The sequence below is a fragment of the Blastocatellia bacterium genome (assembly GCA_025054955.1).
In the GTDB taxonomy this organism is placed as follows: Bacteria; Acidobacteriota; Blastocatellia; order HR10; family J050; genus JANWZE01.
On the sequence record JANWZE010000049.1, the window covers coordinates 1 to 20,007 of the forward strand.

13 protein-coding genes and 1 pseudogene are annotated in these 20,007 nt (G+C 55.6%); 7 read left to right on the forward strand and 7 right to left on the reverse strand.

Features of this window, described 5'->3' with window-relative positions; all coding sequences use genetic code 11:
- Nucleotides 1-344: 344 nt before the first annotated feature.
- The 4 genes from NZ823_06405 to cax are packed head-to-tail and all read right to left on the reverse strand — an operon-like array spanning nt 345 to nt 4,449.
- Nucleotides 345-1,151 (reverse strand): class I SAM-dependent methyltransferase, encoded by an 807-nt coding sequence (locus tag NZ823_06405; protein MCS6804762.1) that lies wholly within the window; start codon nt 1,149-1,151, stop codon nt 345-347.
- Nucleotides 1,152-1,160: 9 nt separating this feature from the next.
- Nucleotides 1,161-1,949 (reverse strand): outer membrane lipoprotein-sorting protein, encoded by a 789-nt coding sequence (locus NZ823_06410; GenBank protein ID MCS6804763.1) that lies wholly within the window; start codon nt 1,947-1,949, stop codon nt 1,161-1,163.
- A gap of 23 nt (nt 1,950-1,972) precedes the next feature.
- Nucleotides 1,973-3,322 (reverse strand): S41 family peptidase, encoded by a 1,350-nt coding sequence (locus NZ823_06415; GenBank protein ID MCS6804764.1) that lies wholly within the window; start codon nt 3,320-3,322, stop codon nt 1,973-1,975.
- 44 nt (nt 3,323-3,366) lie between these two features.
- Nucleotides 3,367-4,449 carry a calcium/proton exchanger gene (gene cax / locus NZ823_06420; GenBank protein ID MCS6804765.1) on the reverse strand — a complete coding sequence of 361 codons (1,083 nt, stop codon included), beginning with the start codon at nt 4,447-4,449 and terminating at the stop codon, nt 3,367-3,369.
- A 124-nt stretch (nt 4,450-4,573) separates the two neighbouring features.
- On the opposite strand from cax, the gene NZ823_06425 reads away from it, so the two are divergent.
- Complete coding sequence (locus tag NZ823_06425) at nt 4,574-5,095, forward strand: metal-binding protein (protein MCS6804766.1); 522 nt, start codon at nt 4,574-4,576, stop codon at nt 5,093-5,095.
- 140 nt (nt 5,096-5,235) lie between these two features.
- Here the strand turns inward: NZ823_06425 and NZ823_06430 are convergent, their stop codons facing one another.
- Nucleotides 5,236-6,240, reverse strand: coding sequence for a zinc-dependent alcohol dehydrogenase family protein (locus NZ823_06430; protein MCS6804767.1), 1,005 nt, complete (start codon nt 6,238-6,240; stop codon nt 5,236-5,238).
- Nucleotides 6,241-6,527: 287 nt separating this feature from the next.
- Nucleotides 6,528-6,872 (reverse strand): annotated as a pseudogene (gene rplS, locus NZ823_06435) (50S ribosomal protein L19).
- Nucleotides 6,873-7,136: 264 nt separating this feature from the next.
- Here rplS and NZ823_06440 point away from each other — a divergent pair.
- The 3 genes from NZ823_06440 to NZ823_06450 all read left to right on the forward strand — a co-directional run bounded on the left by NZ823_06440 (nt 7,137) and on the right by NZ823_06450 (nt 10,806).
- Entirely contained in the window at nt 7,137-8,792 is a 1,656-nt protein-coding gene (locus NZ823_06440) for a M12 family metallo-peptidase (GenBank protein ID MCS6804768.1), read from the forward strand.
- A gap of 153 nt (nt 8,793-8,945) precedes the next feature.
- Nucleotides 8,946-9,311, forward strand: coding sequence for a GxxExxY protein (locus tag NZ823_06445; GenBank protein MCS6804769.1), 366 nt, complete (start codon nt 8,946-8,948; stop codon nt 9,309-9,311).
- Nucleotides 9,312-9,924: 613 nt separating this feature from the next.
- Nucleotides 9,925-10,806: a hypothetical protein gene (locus NZ823_06450; protein ID MCS6804770.1), complete on the forward strand. Its 882-nt coding sequence runs from the start codon at nt 9,925-9,927 to the stop codon at nt 10,804-10,806.
- 269 nt (nt 10,807-11,075) lie between these two features.
- Here the strand turns inward: NZ823_06450 and NZ823_06455 are convergent, their stop codons facing one another.
- Complete coding sequence (locus NZ823_06455; protein MCS6804771.1) at nt 11,076-14,054, reverse strand: TonB-dependent receptor; 2,979 nt, start codon at nt 14,052-14,054, stop codon at nt 11,076-11,078.
- Nucleotides 14,055-14,295: 241 nt separating this feature from the next.
- Here NZ823_06455 and NZ823_06460 point away from each other — a divergent pair, with 241 nt between their 5' ends.
- From NZ823_06460 to NZ823_06470, 3 genes are all read left to right on the forward strand, one after another.
- On the forward strand, nt 14,296-15,948 hold the full coding sequence (locus NZ823_06460; protein ID MCS6804772.1) for a GWxTD domain-containing protein: 1,653 nt from the start codon (nt 14,296-14,298) through the stop codon (nt 15,946-15,948).
- Nucleotides 15,949-16,510: 562 nt separating this feature from the next.
- A complete protein-coding gene (locus tag NZ823_06465; protein ID MCS6804773.1) occupies nt 16,511-18,682 on the forward strand; it encodes an Ig-like domain-containing protein in 2,172 nt (723 codons plus the stop codon).
- A 3-nt stretch (nt 18,683-18,685) separates the two neighbouring features.
- On the forward strand, nt 18,686-20,007 hold a 1,322-nt coding region (locus tag NZ823_06470), incomplete at its 3' end, for an Ig-like domain-containing protein (GenBank protein ID MCS6804774.1).

A 20,007-nucleotide genomic window follows, 5' to 3' on the forward strand; every position in this document is an offset into this window, starting at 1 on the left:
CAACAGATTCACGTCCGTTGATCCTGTCACTTGGTGCTTGCTTTTCGTCCGTCGTGGCGCGCTGTGGCACAGGAACGATTCCCAGATCAACACAATTGAACATCCCTCTAAATTTCAATTGCCGCTGACGCGGCCATGAGACCAACGCTGAATTGAGTTGTGTAGAAACTAATGGCGTGCGCTCCCAGGGTAAACTCGTTCATAAACCGCTCTAAGCTAGCGGAGTTTAGATAGAACGCGGATGAGGCGGATGCGGCGGATTTTCACGGATTGATCCGAGTTGATCAGCCGAATCCGTGTCATCCGCGTTCCATGAGCTTCTTATTAACTTAATGCCATCGCGGTCAGCAGCGGGGTCGTTGCGTCAGATATAATTGCGTGCGGTATCGTAACAACAACACTCCTCCAACCTGCTGCTCTCGCTCACATACCGCAGCAATCTCATCAAGCAGTGGTCGTTGCCGTTCAGGCGGCATGCTGCGAACATAGGAGTAAGTACTGACCAAACCAAGAACCTGCTCAGTCGTTGGAAAAAGGTCCATGACAAATTCGAATGTTTGAACCGGCGCGAAAAGCCCTGAGCGATTGACCACGCTTTGCCAATCTTTGCTGCGATAATGACGATCATATTGCGGATTGTAGTGCTCGATCAGTCGTTCCAGTTCTGCCAACCAAGCAACGTGCCGCCAATCCTGATTATTCCAGAGCAACGCCATGCCCCCGCCCGGCTTGAGCACACGATGCATTTCCGATAATGCTGCGTCCGCCTGAAACCAATGAAAGGCCTGTCCGCATACCATCGCGTGGACCGACTGATCGCGCAGCGGAATAGCTTCAGCCAGGCCGCCCACAACCTGAATCGGCCATCGTCGCTGGTGCGCAATTCGGGCCAGACAGTTTCGCATCTGAGCGAGCGGCTCAACTGCTACCACCTGAAAACCACGCGCGGCGAACATCCCGCCCAGCGTGCCCGTGCCAGCCGCCAGATCACAGACCAGCGCATGGGGGCCGAGCTGCCATCGTTCCAGCATCATCTCAATCGCTGCGTCTGGATAGCTCGGACGAAACTGCGCATAAGCATCGGCGTAGCAATCGAACAGTTGTGCTTGAGGGTTGAGCATTTCACCCAGAGCGCCGAATGCTGCATTCACTATGAGTGATCATTGCTTGGCGGCAGGTTTAACAAACTTCGCGTCGTCAATCTCCACGTTATACTTGACCTCGGTGAGTTTCATCACCATCTCGCCCGATGGCGCTTTCATCACCAGTTGGAACGGTATTTTGACGCCGTCCACCACGCGATAATCAGAAGGATACGATTCCATGTTGAGCGTGCCATACGGCGTCTCGCTGACCACATCTGAGCGCACAAGCAGAAATGTTTCCGTATCGAAGTAGCGCGTCACCGGCTTGCCGACAGTCGGCGTTAAGCGAATGACGTAGGTGTTGCGGTCGCCCACTTTTTGCGTGCCTATCAGTTCAGCCTTCTCATAAAGCTCACGCCATTTCAGATCGGCATGAAACGTCGCCTCGCGCTTGAAGTTGGCCAGTTCAGCGCCTTCTAGGTTGCGTAATCCTAAGAACGGGTCCTGACCCCAGCCGACCTGTCCATCGTAGCCTTGCAGGAACTGACCAATGCCGTCAATGTTCTGCACGAGCAAAAACTTGGTCGGCGCCTTCGCATAGGTTTCCATCGTGCCACGAATGTTCTGGCCGACGATCTCCATCGTGCCTTTGGAAACCGAGCTAGTCAGCTTCTGGTAGGCCGCCCGTCCGCCCGTCGCTTCAATGTACTTTTCCAGCACTTGTTCAGCAGTGATCTCCGGTTTCTTTTCGGCCACAGCGTCTGATTGCTTTTGTTCAGGCGCAGGCGGTGTCGCCTGTTGAGCCCAGCCGATGATCACACAAAAAACAAAACCGACAATCAACATTCCAAAAGTCTTTTTCATCGGGTTCCTTCCTTTGTCCTCTGTCATTGATTGGACGCGCTCGCCACCTTGGTGGCAGGTTGTTGTTTCAGAAGCGTGGCGACCGCTTTTTGCACAACCGGATCATATCCAGCCAACAGCTCACGGCGCGTCAGATGCACCAGCACGTCTGGCGTGACGCCGCGACCTTCCAACAACACTCCTTTGGGTGTTTTGAAGTCGGCAAACGCATATTGCAATCGCGCGCCGATAGGCAAGACTTCGATGACTGACGGCATCACCATCCCCGCCGATGGATGGCCGACGATGATGGCACGCCCATTTTCTTGCATGCCGCCGGCCAGCACTTCGGCCGTGCTGGCGCTGCCTTCGTCCACCAGAATGACCAGTGGCCCCCTGTAGGCCGGCTGTTCCTGTGTAGGCAAAATCGTAAACTTCATCTGCCCTTGTTGTGTTTGCATCGTGCCGAGCGTCGTCGGTTCAGTGTAAAACAGACGTGCCACGCTCATGGCCATCGCGCCGACGCCGCCCGGATTGCCACGCAGGTCCAGGATGATGCCCGGCGCATCCTGAAACGATGCAATCGCCTGTTGAATGCGAGGCAATAGCGGCATCAGAAACACATTGAAGCGCAGATAACCGATGTTGTGTTGAAGGCGCTTGCTCTCCAGCTCAGCGCTCAGCACGGGTAATTCGCCGAACTTGACTGGCTCGCCAGGACGTTGTCGCCGCTTCAACGTGGCCGACCGAACGCGATCGTACTGATCCAGATAACGCACGCGCACGGTGGAGCCAATCGGCCCGCTCAGTCGCGCCACTACTACCTCCCTGAACATCATGTGTCCAAGTGACGGTCGCTCACTGGGCGAGGCGGCCTGTTTCACCAGCTCGCTCAGCGGCCTCTCATTGATGTGAGTGACGATGAAACCGGGCCGCAATCGAGCCAGCGCCGCCGGCGATTGCGGCTCCACACGCAAGATCGTGGGGCGACCTTCAACCAGCCGAATCTCCATGCCCACGTCGCCATCACCGCCGGCCTCGTCCGGATCATCATTAGAATTGGCCGACGGCTCACGCCCCTCACCATACGCCGACGGCGGGATGATCTGGAAATGCGATGTGCGCAATTCTCCCAGCATCTGATTGAGCAGCGCGTAAAGCTCATCATCAGTCTTGACCGCTGCCACTCGTGGCGCATATTGCTCGCGCACCTCGTCCCAGTTGACGCCGTTGAACTGAGGATCATAGTACTTCTCTTTGACGCGCCTCCAGACGAATTCAAACGTCTCGCGCCGCAGCTCTGGCGACGATTGTCCGGCCAACGCGAAAGCGCCGGCCGAGAGCAACAATACCAAAATCGCCAGACAAGCAACCCGAATCGGCCATTTCTTCATACGCACTCGTGTTTCTCCTGCACGGATGGCCATTATAGCGAACCTCACGGCAGGAAGTAAAAAGCGATTCCTAAAATCAGATAAACAGCCAACAACTGGACGCCTTCCATCCAGTTCGATTCACCATCCAGCGAGATCAAACTGACCGTGCCGACAGCCAGCGCCACCGAGACAACCTCAAACACCGTAAACAGCAAATCCATCGGACGCCCCAACAAATAGCTGACAAACACCAACACCGGCGCAACGAACAAGGCGATTTGAATGCTCGATCCGACGGCAATGTTCATGGCTAAATCCATCTGATTCTTGGCAGCCACCAATATGGCCGTGCTGTGTTCAGCCGCATTGCCAACGATGGCCACCACAATGACCCCGATAAACACATCGCTCATGCCGAACGTCTCAGCAGTATGCTCGACCGCGCCGACAAGCAGTTCACTCATCAGTGCCACCAATGCCGTCGCCACCAGCAACACGGTTACCGCCTTCGTCTTGCTCCAACCCACGATGCCAAGCGCCTCATCATGGGCATGTCCTTTCTGGCCGGCATACAGATGCCGGTGTGTCCGCAGGGCAAAGACAAGGCTCAACAGATACGTGATGAACAAGACGATGGCGATCTCTAAGCTCAGGTTGAGTTCACGCGCGACTTGCCCGCTGCCAACAATGGCATGGAAGATGGCCGGCACAACAAGCCCAATCACGCTCAGTGTCAGCAGTGTCGCCCCCAGCCCGGCTGCCGTGCGATTGAAACGCTGCACTGGGTACTTCAGTCCGCCGACCAGCAGCGCCAGCCCCAGCACCAATAGGATATTGCCAATAATAGAGCCGGTGATAGACGCTTTGACGACATCATATAAACCGGCGCGCAACGCCATCAGCGCGATGATTAACTCGGCAGCGTTGCCAAAGGTCGCATTGAGCAATCCGCCCAAGCCGGCGCCCATGCGCTCAGCCAGATGCTCGGTCGCTTTCCCCATCAATCCGGCCAACGGAATAATGGCGATACAACAACTGACGAAGATCATCGCAGGATCGGCATGCGTCAATTCCAACACGATGCTGATCGGCACGAATATCAACAACAGCATTAACGGCTCAATTTCATATCGTCCAATTTTCATATTCAGCACGCTGGATAGTGAATGCTCGTCGGATCACGTTTACCGGTCGTCGTCCTTCGTGGAGCTTTTTCCCGATACTTTTTTTCGTCACGCAGATGTGGGAGAATGATTTTTCATAAATCGCATGCCATCGGCAAGGGCACACGACATGATCACGGTGGCAGTGGCTCCGCCGACGTTCCTCGCCGCCTATTTGGTCACGGGCAGCACAGACCTGTCGCTCATCACAACCGCCGCCATGCTATTTGCCGGATTGATGTTCGGTCCTGACTTAGACATTCACAGCCGGCAGTACAGGCGCTGGGGACCGTTGGCCTTTCTGTGGTGGCCGTATAAGGTGGTGTTTGGTCATCGCTCGCGCTTTTCGCATGGGTTGGTTTGGGGCACAGTCATTCGTATTCTCTATTTCATCGTCACCGTCGGCGTGCTGATCAGCGCCGGCCTGTTTGTCTATAGCCTGCTTCATCCGCAAGCAAGCCGGCCTCCAAGCATGACCGCGCTGATCCGACATGTCTGGCAGACGTTGTGGTCGGTTGATCATCGTCTGCTGCTGGCTGCGTTTGTCGGCTTATGGTGGGGAGCGGCGACGCATACATTGGCCGATTGGCTCTTCACAGTGTGGAAGAACACCAAGAGGATTTTCTGAGGTAGAAACGTTGAAGCTGCCAGTACATCATCTGCTTTACGGTCGCTTCTCAAAGGTCGAATCAGCCAGCTCAGTCCTCAGCGATTTGCAACTGTTTACTCACACTGGTAGTCCCGCGCTAATTCGTTGAATGAGCCAGCTCAGTCCTCAGCGATTTGCAACACGCCGGCGCCATTGATCTGGCCGTGCTTTAACCGCTGCAGGGCTTCATTGGCCGCCGTCAAGGGGAACACTTCTGTCTCTGTCCGAATCGGAATTTGTTCAGCTAGTCGTAGTAACTGGCGAACATCCTCACGGGTGCAATTGGCCACACTACGAATGGCGCGTTCATGATACAGGCGGCTGTACTCTAATTCTGGAATCGGACTCATGTGAATGCCGGCCAGCGCCAGTGTGCCGCCCCTTTCCAATACACGAAGCGCTTCGAGTACAATCCAGCCGGCTGGAGCGAAAATGATGCCGCTGTGAATCGTCTGCGGCGGTGTATCCTGAGCTTCGCCTACCCAGGCCGCGCCCAACGCCTGCCCGAGTTGCCGATGGTGCTCCTGGCGACTGAAAACGTAAACCGTACAACCCCAGTGACGGGCAATCTGAATGACAATGTGCGCCGACGCGCCAAATCCGTAGAGTCCGAGTCGCTCGCCCGGACGAACGCCACTGAGAAGCAGCGCCCGGTAACCAATGACGCCGGCACACAACAACGGCGCTACTTCCGTATCGGACAAATGTTCAGGTAAGCGGTGAGCGAACTCTTCTGCAACCACGACATACTGCGCATATCCACCATCAACATGATAGCCCGTGAACTGCGCTGATTCACACAGATTCTCCCGTCCTTGACGACAGAACGAGCAAGCCTGACAGGTGGAATAGAGCCAAGGAATCCCGACCCGCTCGCCAATACGAAATTGCTGGACATTTGCTCCAAGATGGTCAACCACGCCCACGATTTGATGGCCGGGGATGAGCGGCAATCGCGGATGAGGCAATTCACCTTCGACGATGTGCAAGTCCGTGTGGCAAACGCCGCAGGTTTGAACGCGCAGGCGAATCTGGCCGGGTCCGGGCACAGGGGCAGGTCGTTCCTCTGCCTGCAACGGGCATGCAGTGATAGCCTGCGGCTGGCTTACTACCATCGCTTTCATGGAGCGATCACTCGATTAAGCGAGAAGCCACGTCTGGAAGCTGCCAATGATGTTGATCGGTGTTAAGCGAGAAGCTACGCCTCGAAGCTGCCAATGCCATTGATCGTCGTTGTGATGTCTCAGTCATCAAATCTGCGGCGTTCTCAAACAACATCGTGCACGAGATCGCGTGTGGCGCAGGAACGTTATGATGACTCATTCGTGACATCTGTGGCGCTCTCTGCGGCAGAGAGCGGAGCTGCCGCTGCCGCTTGCGCTCGGGCTTCGGATTCTGCATTCAGGCGGAACTCATCCCGCTCCCGCACGCGAGCTTTCTTGCCTTTGAGGTTGCGCAGGTAGTAAAGCTTGGCGCGACGAACTCGACCCCGACGCACTACATCAATGCGTTCAATGTTTGGCGAATGCAATGGAAAAATACGCTCCACACCAATGCCAGAGCTAATTTTTCGCACCGTCACCGTTTCACGTGATCCACTATGCTTACGTCCGATGACAACGCCTTCAAAAGATTGCAATCGCTCCTTGTCGCCTTCTTTAATCCGCACATAGACCCGGATGGTATCGCCGGGGTTAAAATCAGGTATGTCGGTGCGCAGGTACGCCTGCTCAACATCTTTAATCAGTGGGTTCATGTCTCACCTCACATAGACACGAAATGCCAGATCCGTCTTCAGACATAACCCGGCTGCTCATTGTTTCGGTCTGATCCTTAAAATTAAAAGCCGATATTCTAGCGGCCTAAGTTTCGTTTGGGAAGCCTTTGGTGAAAATTCGGCGACTCCTTGGGCCGGAGCGATCTCATGTTGATCCGATGTGGGCTTTTTGCTACGATAGCGGGCGTGCGCAATCAGCGTTCGATTTGTTGTTAGGATTTCGGCAGGATGGAGGAAACTGCGATGAACCACCCACGAGCCTTTTTTCGCGCTATTGTTTTGCTGATATTGCTAGGATTTTTCCCTTGGTTGCCAACCAAATCAGCCGCTCTGCCAGAGCAACCAATCGTGGCGACCGCTCAAGCCCTTGAATCAACGATTCAGCAACGGTTGGATAGGCAGCTCTACCACTACAGAGTCTTCCGAGTGAATCCGTCCGCGATTGAACGTCGCGTTCGTTCAATGGGTCGGGTGATCCTTCAATTCGAGCATGAGACTTTTGATCTCATGTTGGAACCGAACGATCTGCGCGCAGCGGGCTTTCGCCGGGTGCAAACCACTGAACACGGACAGGTCGAAGAATTGCAATCGGCGGTTTACACGTTCAAGGGACGACTACGCGAAGACCCTGACAGCATTGTTCGCTTACTAATCATGCCGGATTTGATGCAAGGTTACATCCGAACAGCCCACGACTGGCTCTTCATTGATCCGCTGATGAAGTTTGCTCCTGAGACCCGTTCGGCTGATGTAGTGCTGTTTCGCGAAACAGATGTCCGACTGGAAGCCATGGGTGTGTGTGGCGCATCCCAGTTACGTGGCTACGCTGAGCGATTGCGGGCGCGCCTCGGTCACACGCCGGCTCAACAAGGCTCCTGGGAAGTGCTGCGCAGAACGCAGGTCGCCACTGATGCCGATTTCGAGTACTTTCAGATCTACGGCAACAATGCCAATACCCAAATTCAAGGTATCATCAACCAGGTGGATGGTATCTACCAAGCAGAGCTCTCTCTCAGGTTGGAGATTAGCTTTCAGAACGTCTACACAACCTCCAACGATCCATATAGCTCATCTGATCCGAGCACATTGTTGAGCCAATTCAGAAACCACTGGAATGCCAACCGCGCAGCGGTCGTGCGTGATCTGGCTCACTTGTTCACCGGACGAGATATGAACGGCAGCGTCATCGGCATTGCTTACGTAGGGGTCGTGTGTAACGACCCACCCTATTCCTACGGCGTCTCGCAGGATTTTTCCCTCATGACCAAGCTTGTCGCTCACGAAATCGGCCATAACTTCGATGCGTTGCATGATGATTCATTCAATCCGCCTGCTGCCAATTGCAACGGGAGTGGGCCGATCATGTGCTCGTTCGTTCAGAGCAACGGACCCAATACATTCTCCAATCGTTCAAGAACCGACATCGGCGCTCACGTCACAGCCAACGGCAATTGTTTGGACAATGTCACGCCGCCACCGCCACCGCCGCCGACGGGTTGCGCCGCCGAGACGGCCATGCGGGATTCGACGCAGCAAACCTGGGCGCTGGACGTGCTCCGTCGCCTACGCGATCAAGTGTTGCCGCAAAGCCCACGCGGGCAACAATACGTCGAGCTGTTCAATCAACATACGGTTGAGGTTACTATGCTGCTGTTGGGTGACGAGTCACTTCGCCTCGCCATGCGCGCCACGATTGAACGGCTCATGCCGGCAGTAGAAGGCGTCGTTGCCGGACGCGCCGTTACCATCACCGGCGCGGACATCGCACAATTGGAGCAACTGCTCATCCGTCTCAAGAGCCAGTCCAGTTTGACGCTTCAACGGGCGATTGAGAGCGTCTTGCGCGACCTCCATGACCCGCGCCGGTTGGCCAGCTTCGGTGTGTCTGTCCTCAGATAAGTTTATACCAATTGTGGAGGAAAAGAGCACGTTCATGGAGCTCAAAAGGATGGCCACACCTGAACGAACTGAGCGGGAATGCCCGATCTTCACTCGGCATTTAGTATCACTATCTCGGTGAGCTCTGTGTGCTCTGTGGCTTGGAGGGAGCATATGAGTGATGAAGTGACACAGAAAATTATCGGGGCCGCGATCGAAGTACATCGAGTGCTTGGACCTGGGCTCCTGGAGCCTATTTACGAGGAAGCGTTGTGTGTTGAGTTCAAACTGCGGGGTATTAAGTATGAGCGTCAAGTTGAGGTGGATGTAATCTATAAGGGTCATCTGATTAAGGGGCAGAGGCTTGACCTGCTGGTAGATGGCGAAGTGATTGTTGAGCTCAAAGCGGTGGCCAATCTTCCAGAGGTGGCGACGGCCCAGGTACTGTCGTATTTGAGAGCGACGGGGCTCAAGCGTGCATTGCTGATCAACTTCGGGGTGCCTCGACTAGTGGACGGAATCAAGAGAATCTCTTTGTGATTGTTTGCCACAGAGGACAGGGAGGACACAGAGAGCATTTGAAGAAGAATACGGATGATCGAAAGGTCAGTTCAAAGGGACAAGTGGCACCAAATGCAGAATGCGGATTGACAAACATGAAGGTTGAACGGAGGTCACGAAATTGAAAAAGTTGTTGCAAATTTTCTTTGATTTGGTAGAATAAAAGCGCCTTCACAAGAAAGGCACAGGAGATAGAGAAAAACCGGGTGGCGGCCCAATACCCGTAAAGAGGCTGAAAGCGCGTTTTTCAGCAGCGGGTCTCTATTACGTTCCTCACAAAATTCAACATAGTCATCTGACAACGTATTGTCTCGGGTTGTGATCCTCCACATAACTTGAGCGGGCATCGCGCCTATGCCCGGGTAGATGTTGTGGTGGCGCGTTATTGAAAAAAATCAATCCGGAGGTTATGACAGTGAAGAACATCTTTCGAGTGCGTACTCCTCAGACATTTGAGGCTGTGGACAGTCGCGGGGCGGATGCTTCCGCATCTTTCCTGGCTAGCCCCAATGAAGCTCCAGTCGTTCAATCAACACCCTCGATGCCACCGCCGCCAGATTTGCCGTCAGATTTAGCTCAACCTGAGCTGAGTGTGAGGCCTTCAGAGCCGCTCGTCATCGCCGATGAACCTGCATCGGAACCGATGCCGGAGCCTCAGTCGTCGGCAATGCCGGTTGAACAGCCACAGCCGGCAGTGCAAGCTGCCGACGTAAATCATCCTCCACTTGACCACAATGCAATGTCGGCCGAACAGCCGCAGCCGGCGGTGCAAGAGCAATCGGCCGCTGCTGCCGCAACGGTTGATGCTGGCGAGCGCGCATCGGATTGGGTCGCCGACTATATGGTCCCGGAAATGGAAGGCATCATGGCCGAGATCCAGGAACTGAAGCAGTTCATTCAAGACATGGAGCAGCGAAAAGCCGAATTGGAACGCAAAGTGAGCGAGCGTGTGAATCTGCGCGATGCGCTGCTGACAGGTCGAGGGGCCACCCTGAAAAGCGCCGTCGAGCAGGTCTTCATCGAGATGGGGCTGACCGTCCACCCATCTGACCAAGACGGGACGCATGTCATCTTGGAGCATAAGGGCGTGGACGTGATCGCCGCCGTGGCCGACGGCAACGGGCCGCTCACGCTAGCCGACATTCGTCAATTGAACCACGTGGTCGAAGACTTCATCGAGGCGCACGGGCGACAACCCAAAGGTCTGATTGTTGCTAACCCCTTCTGTGATGTCCCACCGGAAGCGCGCACAGCGAACGGGCATGTGCCGTTCCCCGAAGAGCTGCGCCTGCTGGCGGAGCAACGCTACCGATTCGGTCTGTTGACAGCGCCACAATTGTTCGTGGCTTATTGCAAGTTCAAACGAGGGCAACTGGACGTGAACGAATTCATCAGCGAACTTTTTGAGAGTGTCTGGGTCTACGGCAATCACTGCGACTATGACCGATTCAAAACGTCGCAGGTTGCGGATTGATCGCGACAGATTGACTCACTGCATAACTCGGAATGGATCAGGCACGCCGAGGCCTTAGCCTGATGCGGCAGTCGTTGACTGCGTGAACGAGTCTACGGCTATGCTGTGGCGGCCTGCGCGCAGCACCAACGGTCGGTCATACGACTCGTCTCATCCGTTGGTGCTGGGCCGCATTAGAGTGATTTTCAATTGCCTTTAGCTGGGAGCCCCACTCTTGCGAGCCCATGCACGCCGCAAGCGTGCGCTCCCAAACTCACTCACAGACCGCACTAGAAAACGAACTTGGCCGCCAGTTGCATGATGCGCGGATCAAACGTACTGGTGGGTGTGCCGAAGTTTGTTTGACGAACGAGTTGGCCGGCGGTTGCCCCACTACCGGCGGCAAACAGGGTCGTCCGCACAGCGGAAAAATTCGCGCGATTGAGCACGTTGAATGCTTCCCAGATGAGTTGAAGCTTGGCTCGCTCACCAAAGCGAATGTCGCGCGTCACGCGCGGATCGAAGCTGATGAATCGAGGCAACCGCTCGGTGTTACGACCGACGCCAGGCGCTCGGTCAGTGAATCGGTTGCCATCGTTATTCAGGTCAAAGCCGGTTTGTTGACTGTACGGAAAGCCGGAATTGGCCGTCAGAATCCCGCTCAAGCTCCATCCGCCGAGAATGGCTCTGGCTACCGCGTTCTCCAGCTTGTTGGCATAATTGAGCTCCCATACTCCGCTCAACACAAACCGATGGGGCACATCCACCACGCTGCGAGCGCGATCACCGCGAATGAACAACGGGTTTTGTATCATCTTGGCATCGTCGCCGGCGTTGCCGGGCACGACTGATGTTTGATCCGGCGCATCGTCAATCGCTGCCGACCACGTGTAGGAAGCAAGCAACTGGAAGTGATTGGCAAACCGCTTGGTCAATTTCATGGCCAGTCCGTTATACACTGAGTTGGCCGTTGACTCAAATTGGCTCAGGCGGTCAAACGCTGAGGTAAGGCGCCCCGGAAAGCGCAGATAGGAAACAGTACCGCCGCCACCGGCAATTTGAATAGTACTGAGTACCGCCGGTCGCAAATTGATGTTGCGGGTGCGGCTCAGGTGAGTGCCTTTGACGAAGATGTAGTTGACGGCCACGGCCAGGTTCCGCGCCAATTCATACTCAATACCGAGACTTGCCTGCTGTGTTTGTGGCGAGACATAGTCCGGCGCGAAGAAGTACAGTGTCGGCGGAGCGGCGGCGCCGCCCGTGGGAATGCTGCTGAAGCGATTCGGATAGGTCGGCACAGCCGCGCCGGTGAATGACAGAGCAATCACATTCAGCCCGTTGTTTGAATGGGCCGTCCCCAGCATGATTGATGGCGTGCGTCCGTAAAAGACGCCGTAGCCAGCACGAATGACCAAGCGGTCGCTCTGGAGCGGACTCCATGCCAATCCGATACGCGGCCCCCAGTTGTTCGAGTCAATGTTGACGCGATCCGTGCGAATGTTCATCGCAGCCAGGTCAGGATGAGGATTGCGCGTGGTCGGTTGCGCCAAATCTTGCAGATCATAGCGCAGTCCTAGGTAGAACGTGAAATCCGGCGAGACCCGCCAATCGTCCTGAATGAACGCTGCATAGTCGGTCGTATTGGGCCGTGTCAGTGGGCCGGTCGTGTTGGGTCCGGCGAAATTCTGTCGGTAACCGCCAGCCGGTATCCCGTCAGCAAAATCAGCATAGCTGGTGAACGTATAGGAGCCACCGAACAAGCCGGGGAAGAAATTCCGCGTCCGATCCACGTTGATGTCAAAACCGAATTTGAGATTATGTTTCCCTCGAATCAACGACATGGTGTTGGCCACCTGGTAACGTCTGATCGTGGTTTCGCGCGGGCTGAAGTTATTCCGGCCAATGCTGATCACGGTTGTGCCACGCTCCTGAATAATGGCTTCAGGCACGTCAGTATTGGCTGTTCCCGGTTCTTTGTCTCTGGCCCACTGAAACCGCAATTCGTTAATGAACGTGTTGCTCAGCACCGACGTCAGTTGAAGCGTGAGCGTATTGGTCTTGACCAAGCTGTCGCCCGAATGTTCTTCGGCGCTGGTTGGTCCGGAATTTTCCAGGTTCTTTCCGGTGAAATCCTGATGGTTATACCGCCCACTGAGCCGGTGGTTGCGGCTGATTTGCCAATCGCCTTTGCCCAGGAATACATCCTGATTGAATCCGCGGATGTACGGATTGCCATACCGTTGAAAGAGGCGCTGCTGCACTTGCAATCCAACCGTATCGTTAGGCGCGGCGCTGACTGGAAAGATGATCGGCTGACCTTCGTTGCGGCGTTGGCCGTCGTAGTTGAAGAAGAAGAACGCCTTGTCTTTAACAATCGGCCCGCCGATGTTGCCGCCAAACTGATGGATATGGAAGGCGGCTCGTGGACGCGCGTTGGCGTTGTTGAAAAATGTGTTGGCGTTCATTGACTTGTCGCGATAGAAATCGAATGCTGTGCCGTGAAACTGATTCGTGCCCGATTTCGTGATGACGTTGATCACAGCGCCGCCTGCTCGACCGAATTCCGCCGAATAACTGTTTGAGTTCACCTGAAATTCCTGCACCGCATCCTGGCTGAATTGATAGGGGGCGCGACCCGAACCCGTTCGACCCAGTGCTTGCCCAAAAAATGTGTTGTTATTGTCGGCGCCATCAATGAGCAAGCTATTGAGCGTGCCACGCTGTCCGCCAAAGGCAATATCGCCTGTGCGCACATCGCGGGAAACGCCCGGGGTCAGCAGCACGAAATCAATAAAGTTACGTCCGTTCACTGGCAGGTTCGCCACGGCTACATCGTTAACGGTGCTATTGACGCTGGTGCGCGTGACCTCGATGATAGGCGCTTCACCCGTGACTTCCATGACCTCTTGCCGGCCAGCCGCCATCAGCACCACGTCGAGCGTCAGCACTTGCCCGACTGTTAATCTCAACTCGCTCCGTTTCAACGTGGCAAAGCCGTCCCGCTCAATGCTCACTTCATATTCGCCGACAGGCAACGAGGTGACAGCGAAAAACCCATCTTGATTGGTGACGGTGGAGCGCTCCAGTCCTGTCCTGACGTTCTTGACGGTGATACGGGCGTCAGGCACCACGGCTCCTGTTTGATCCAGCACTGTCCCATTGATCGAAGCGGTGGCGACTTGAGCTGCGACCTGCATGGCCATCCCTCCGCTCATCAGCAACGCCACAGCTAACGAAATCCTACAGACTATGGAAATGCTTCTTTGCATGCCTCCCTCCACTAAACTGAAATGACTTCTGATTTTGGTGCCGCTAATGTAGTCTGCTTCGATGCCCAAGTCAATCCGCAAAGGCGTCAGATGCTCTCGTCCGGCGTTACTGTGATTTTGCTCTCGCACACCGTTTCACTCGCATCTGATGCGGCACGCGCAGGCGGAGCGACACGTTGCCGGTTATTGGCTGATTCGCTATACTTGAAGCCGGCATGTTACGTTGATAGGAGTGAGGCGTATGAGGAACATGGTCAGAAGAATTGGCGTCGGGTCTCTTCTTGCTCTACTTGTTGCGTCTTTGCTGGCGCCGCCGGTTGGGTTGGCTCAGAAAAAGAAAGATGAGAAAGAGCGAGCCAAGAAACAACGGCGCGAGCTTGACGAAATCTATCGGCGCTGGCTCGATGAAGATGTGCGCTGGATCATCACTGAGGAAGAACGAGCTGCGTTTAAGAAACTGGCCACCGACGAAGAACGCGAGCAGTTTATCGAGCAGTTCTGGCTCCGGCGCGACCCTAATCCTGACACCATCGAGAACGAGTACCGTGAGGAATACTATCAACGCATTGCTTATGCCAATCAACATTTCTCCTCTGGCATTCCCGGATGGAAAACTGACCGGGGCCGCATCTACATCATGTTTGGCAAGCCCGACAGTATTGAGAGCTATCCTTCCGGTGGCAGTTATCAGCGCCCGTTTTGGGAAGGGGGCGGCTCAACCAGCACCTATCCGTTTGAAATCTGGTTTTACCGTTACATTGAAGGGGTCGGCAGCGGTATCGAAATCGAATTCGTTGATCCGACGCAATCGGGTGAATACCGCATTGCCCGCAGCCCTGATGAAAAAGACGCGCTGCTGTTTGTGCCGAACGCTGGATTGACGCTGGCTGAGGAAATGGGCTTGGCTTCAAAAGCTGACCGTCCGTTCTTCTCGCCGGGCAATCGAGAACGATACCCGCTGATGAGTCAACGGGCGCAGGACGCCCCGTTTGAGCGATTGCAATTGTTGGCCAACTTGCAACGACCGCCCAAAGTCAAATTCAACGATCTGGCCACCATCGCCGATGCCGAGATGACGGTTGAGTTTGACGTGCTGCCGTTCCACTTGCGCACCGATTATCTGCAAATCACCGAAAACTCCATCCTGACGGTCTTCACCATCCTGCTGGAGAATCAGGACCTGGCGTTCAAAAACGTCGGCGGCATTCACGAGGCCAAGGTCAACATCCATGCGCGGATTCGGCCGGTCACCGGGCGCCGACCGTTTATCTTTGAGGATGTTGTCACCCAGCAGTATGCCAGTGATGTCTTCGAGATCGGCGTCCAACAAAAATCCATCTACCAACATAAAATCACGTTGCCGCCGGGCAATTACGTGGCCGATATTGTGTTGCGCGACGTCACCAGTGGTCGAACCGGTGTGTTGCACCACGGCATCCAGGTCCCGCGTTTCAAGGAAGGTGAATTGTCATCCAGCTCATTAATCTTGGCAGACCGTATCGAACCGCTGCACGGGCGGCTGGCTGCCGGGCCTTTCGTGATGGGCAACTTACGGGTTCGCCCCAATGTCAACTCTATCTTCAAGCCCGGCGATCCACTGGGCGTTTACATGCAAGTGTATAATCCAGGTATTGACCAAACTACGCTGCGTCCGGCTGTGGACGTGGAATATGTGGTCTTGCGCGACGGCAAAGAAGTCTTGCGCTTGACTGAGGACGGACAAAATGGCCTCTCGCGCTTCACCACGCAGCAATTGACGTTGGCCCGACTGTTGCCGGTCGAATCGCTCCAGCCTGGCACATACCAACTAGAAGTGCGCATCACCGATCACGTCAAGCAGACGCGGCTCACCCCCAAGACGACATTTATCATTCTGGATGCTCAAAAATCCTAAACGCTTCCTCCGTTGCTCAGATGCCACAAGCGCATCTGAGCGCGGGCCGGTAGCGTGATACCGATTACTAGTTGATAAAACTCAGCGTGACAAACCGGCCACGCGTTCCTGAACATGGCGTTCTCATAGGCAATTGTTTTTATTGGGCAGTGAGCGCCGGAATCTTTTCACATCCTTGACTCAAACCGCTGTTAGGTTCTGAAGCTGATTGCCACTCCAAGAACGCCGCAATTTTTTTCACATCGTTGACTCAAACCGGCGGGTAAACACCGGCTCTTTCGATCCGAGACGCCTCGCCACGATCAAACAATTCAGGCACGCGTTTGGTTGACGCCCTGCGGGCGACGAAGTAGAATCCCGACTCTGCTAAGAAGTTAAGCTCAATAACATACCGAAGCGAGGCAAGCTTCTTTCCGCAAGACTTCGGTTATGACGGTGATGTGGGATGAGGTACGGTGGTTTTCTCCCACTCTGGATCATTCGGAATGCCGGTGGTCGTCTTTTTCCAAATACGCAATGAGAGATTTGTCGAACGCATAGCTGCGTTCATGAGGAGGAATATATGAAAAAGCTCGGTATCATATTGGTTGCACTCGTATGTTTTGCGCTCATTAGAACAACGGCTCAAGTCGCCATGGAAGACGACGTTGTTATTAACGAGTTTGTCGTCAATCCAACGACAGGAAAAGAATATGTCGAATTGCTTGTGACCAGGCCAGGCGGTGTCAACATGCAAGGCTGGACGCTCTCGGACGTTGGCACGCGGACCGGCTCGACCACCACCACCGAAGGTGATGTGACGCTGCCGGCAACAGCTTCATATCTGAGTTGTGTGCCAACCGGCACGTATGTGGTTATTGTATTCACCACCCCGGCGGGAAACGTGAACACGCTCACCGAAGATACATCTTTGGAAGACGGCAATAACAAGCTCGTGTTGATCGTTGGAGGGACTGCCGGCCTGACCACCACCGGCACGATTGACACGGCAACGGCTGACAATCTTCAACTCTATGCGGGCACGCGCGCTGCGGGCACATTGATTGATCAAATTCTCGTTGGCAGCAATACCTCTTTGATTAGTGGCGCCACGTGGGGCGATAATAACCCGAGTACAACAACGGACAACATCAACGGCAGTTCGGCCATGCCCGGCAACTCCCTCGCTCGGTTTGTACCTACGGCCAACACGCTCGCTGGATTTCAGGATAACGACACAGGCGCTCGATTCGTCGTTGATACAAATTCCTATGGCACGCCCGGCGCAATCAACACTGGCGTGACGAGCGATTCGGCTCTCACCAATCCATCGTTCTCCACGGGCACGGTGCCAGCCGGTTGCTACAACGGGCTGAGTATTGCCGGCGCGGTGAGCCTGGTTGGAGACACGACCGTCTATGGCGCCTTGACGCTAAATGCTGACTTGACGACAGGCTCATTCAACTTGATCCAACCCGGCAGCGGCACATCAACGGGCACAGGCGATGTGATCGGCAACGTCAGACGGAGCGGATTCACCGCCGGCGGACCGGCACTGAGCTTCGGCAATCCGTTCAACTCAATTGCCTTTGCCAGTGGCGGGACGCTGCCGACCTCTATCACGGTCAATTTGGTGAAGTCCGCGCCGATGGGATTCTCAACAGCAGTGACGCGAACCTATACGATTACGCCAACGGGCGGCAGTGGCTTCTCGGCCACGGTGCGGCTGCACTATCTGGACGGGGAACTCAACGGCAACTCAGAAGCCACACTGAAGCTGTTCAGGTTCGATAGTCCCAACTGGACTGAGATTACGCCGACGGCTGCTGACACAACAGATAATTGGGTAGAAGCGAGCGGCATTACCACATTCTCGCCGTGGACGCTGGCCTCGCAAGGGCCGCCCATGCCAGTCTGCACGCTCACGCCGACGACGGCGACCAATCAAGCTGGCTCCATGCACACGGTCACAGCGACGGTCACCAACGGCGGCTCGCCGCTTCCTGGTGTAACGGTCAACTTCAGCGTAACAGCCGGGCCGAATGCCGGCACGACGGGTTCAGCGACAACTGACACGAACGGTCAGGCCACATTCACCTACACAAGCAACGGCTCAGTGGGCACAGACACCATCACGGCCAGCGGCACGGTTATGAGCGTTCCGTTCACGTGCACAGCGACGAAGACGTGGGTCGCGCCAGCTTGTTCGTTGTCGCCCCCGTCGGCCACGAATCCAGTCGGCACGACGCACACCGTAACGGTCACGGTGACCAACGGTGGTTCACCGGCTTCCGGCATTGCTGTGAATTTCAACGTCACATCTGGACCCAATGCAGGGCAGAGCGGGATGGGCACGACTGATAGCAACGGTCAAGCCACGTTCACATACACGGGCAGCGGCGGCGCAGGCACCGATACCATTACAGCGAGCGGCTCAATCAGCGGCGTGCCCTTCTCCTGCACGGCCACCAAAGACTGGTTGGCGGTGGGATGCTCGTTGTCGCCGGCATCAGCTACCAATCAGGTTGGCACTTCGCACGCTGTCACCGTCACGGTCACGCAAAACGGCGCGCCGCAACCAGGCGTGGCCGTCTCGTTCACCGTGAGCGGGGCCAATACCGCTTCGGGCACGGGCACAACTGATACCAATGGTCAAGCCACGTTCAGCTACACGGGCAGCAACACAGGCCTCGACACCATCACGGCAAGCGGGAGCGTGATGAGCATCCCCTTCTCGTGCACGGCTTCCAAGTAATGGGTGAATATTCTTTGCAGCCTCAGGCCATCTACTGATACGAATCAGGTTGGCACTTCGCACGCTGTCACCGTCACGGTCACACAAAACGGCGCGCCGCAAGCAGGCGTGGCCGTCTCGTTCACCGTGAGTGGGGCTAATACCGCTTCCGGCACAGGCACAACCGATACCAATGGTCAAGCCACGTTCAGCTACACAGGCAGCAACACAGGCCTCGACACTATCACGGCGAGCGGTTCACTGAGCGGTGTGCCGTTCTCCTGCACAGCCAGTAAGACGTGGGTGGATAATCAATGCAGCTTAAGCCCGGCCACGGCCACCAATCAGATCGGCACCACGCACACGGTGACAGTGACCGTGACGCAAAACGGCGCGCCGCAAGCGGGCGTGACGGTGAACTTCAACGTGACAGCAGGCCCGAACGCCGGCGTCAACGGCATGGGCACGACCGACAACAACGGTCAGGCCATGTTCACCTACATGAGTAACGGCACACCCGGAACCGATACGATTCAAGCCAGCGGCTCACTGAGCAGCGTGCCGTTCTCCTGCACAGCTAGTAAAACGTGGATCAACGCCGCCTGCTCGCTCGCGCCGCTCACAGCCACGAATTTTGTCAATACCGCGCACACGGTGACGGTGACCGTAACACAGAACGGCGCGCCGCAATCAGGTGTGACGGTCAACTTCAACGTCACATCCGGCCCCAATGCTGGCGCGACTGGCTTGGGCACAACGAATGCCAGCGGTCAAGCGACATTCACCTACACAGGCAGCGGCGGCACAGGCACCGACACCATCACGGCCAGCGGCTCACTGAGCGGCGTGCCCTTCTCCTGCACGGCCACCAAGACGTGGATTGCTGTGCCGCCTATCATCATCAACGAAGTGGATTCTGACACGCCGGGCACCGACACGTTGGAATTTGTCGAGCTGTACGATGGTGGCGCAGGCAACACATCGCTCACCGGACTCGTCGTCGTCTTTTATAACGGCGCCAATGATCAGTCTTACGCGGCATTTGATTTGGACGGCTTCACCACCAACGCCAATGGCTACTTCGTGCTGGGCAACGCGGGCGTTGCCGGTGTAGACCTGGTCTTTGCTGACAATTTCCTACAGAACGGCGCTGATGCGGTGGCGTTGTACTTGGGCAATGCCACTGACTTTCCGAACAACACACCAGTCACGACAACGAACCTGGTTGACGCATTGGTGTATGACACCAGCGATCCTGATGATCCGGGTCTGCTGGTGCTGTTGAATGCGGGAGAGCCACAGGTGGATGAAAACGGTGCTGGCAGCGGCGCGACGCAATCCATGCA

Bases quoted from the DNA above. Each gene is read 5' to 3' on its own strand.
- cax (MCS6804765.1), bottom strand. From the start codon at position 4,449: ATGAAAATTGGACGATATGAAATTGAGCCGTTAATGCTGTTGTTGATA.
- NZ823_06445 (MCS6804769.1), top strand. From the start codon at position 8,946: ATGAGTGATGAAGTGACACAGAAAATTATCGGGGCCGCGATCGAAGTA.
- NZ823_06425 (MCS6804766.1), top strand. From the start codon at position 4,574: ATGCCATCGGCAAGGGCACACGACATGATCACGGTGGCAGTGGCTCCG.
- NZ823_06440 (MCS6804768.1), top strand. From the start codon at position 7,137: ATGAACCACCCACGAGCCTTTTTTCGCGCTATTGTTTTGCTGATATTG.
- NZ823_06455 (MCS6804771.1), bottom strand. From the start codon at position 14,054: ATGCAAAGAAGCATTTCCATAGTCTGTAGGATTTCGTTAGCTGTGGCG.
- NZ823_06410 (MCS6804763.1), bottom strand. From the start codon at position 1,949: ATGAAAAAGACTTTTGGAATGTTGATTGTCGGTTTTGTTTTTTGTGTG.
- NZ823_06430 (MCS6804767.1), bottom strand. From the start codon at position 6,240: ATGAAAGCGATGGTAGTAAGCCAGCCGCAGGCTATCACTGCATGCCCG.
- NZ823_06465 (MCS6804773.1), top strand. From the start codon at position 16,511: ATGAAAAAGCTCGGTATCATATTGGTTGCACTCGTATGTTTTGCGCTC.
- NZ823_06415 (MCS6804764.1), bottom strand. From the start codon at position 3,322: ATGAAGAAATGGCCGATTCGGGTTGCTTGTCTGGCGATTTTGGTATTG.
- NZ823_06460 (MCS6804772.1), top strand. From the start codon at position 14,296: ATGAGGAACATGGTCAGAAGAATTGGCGTCGGGTCTCTTCTTGCTCTA.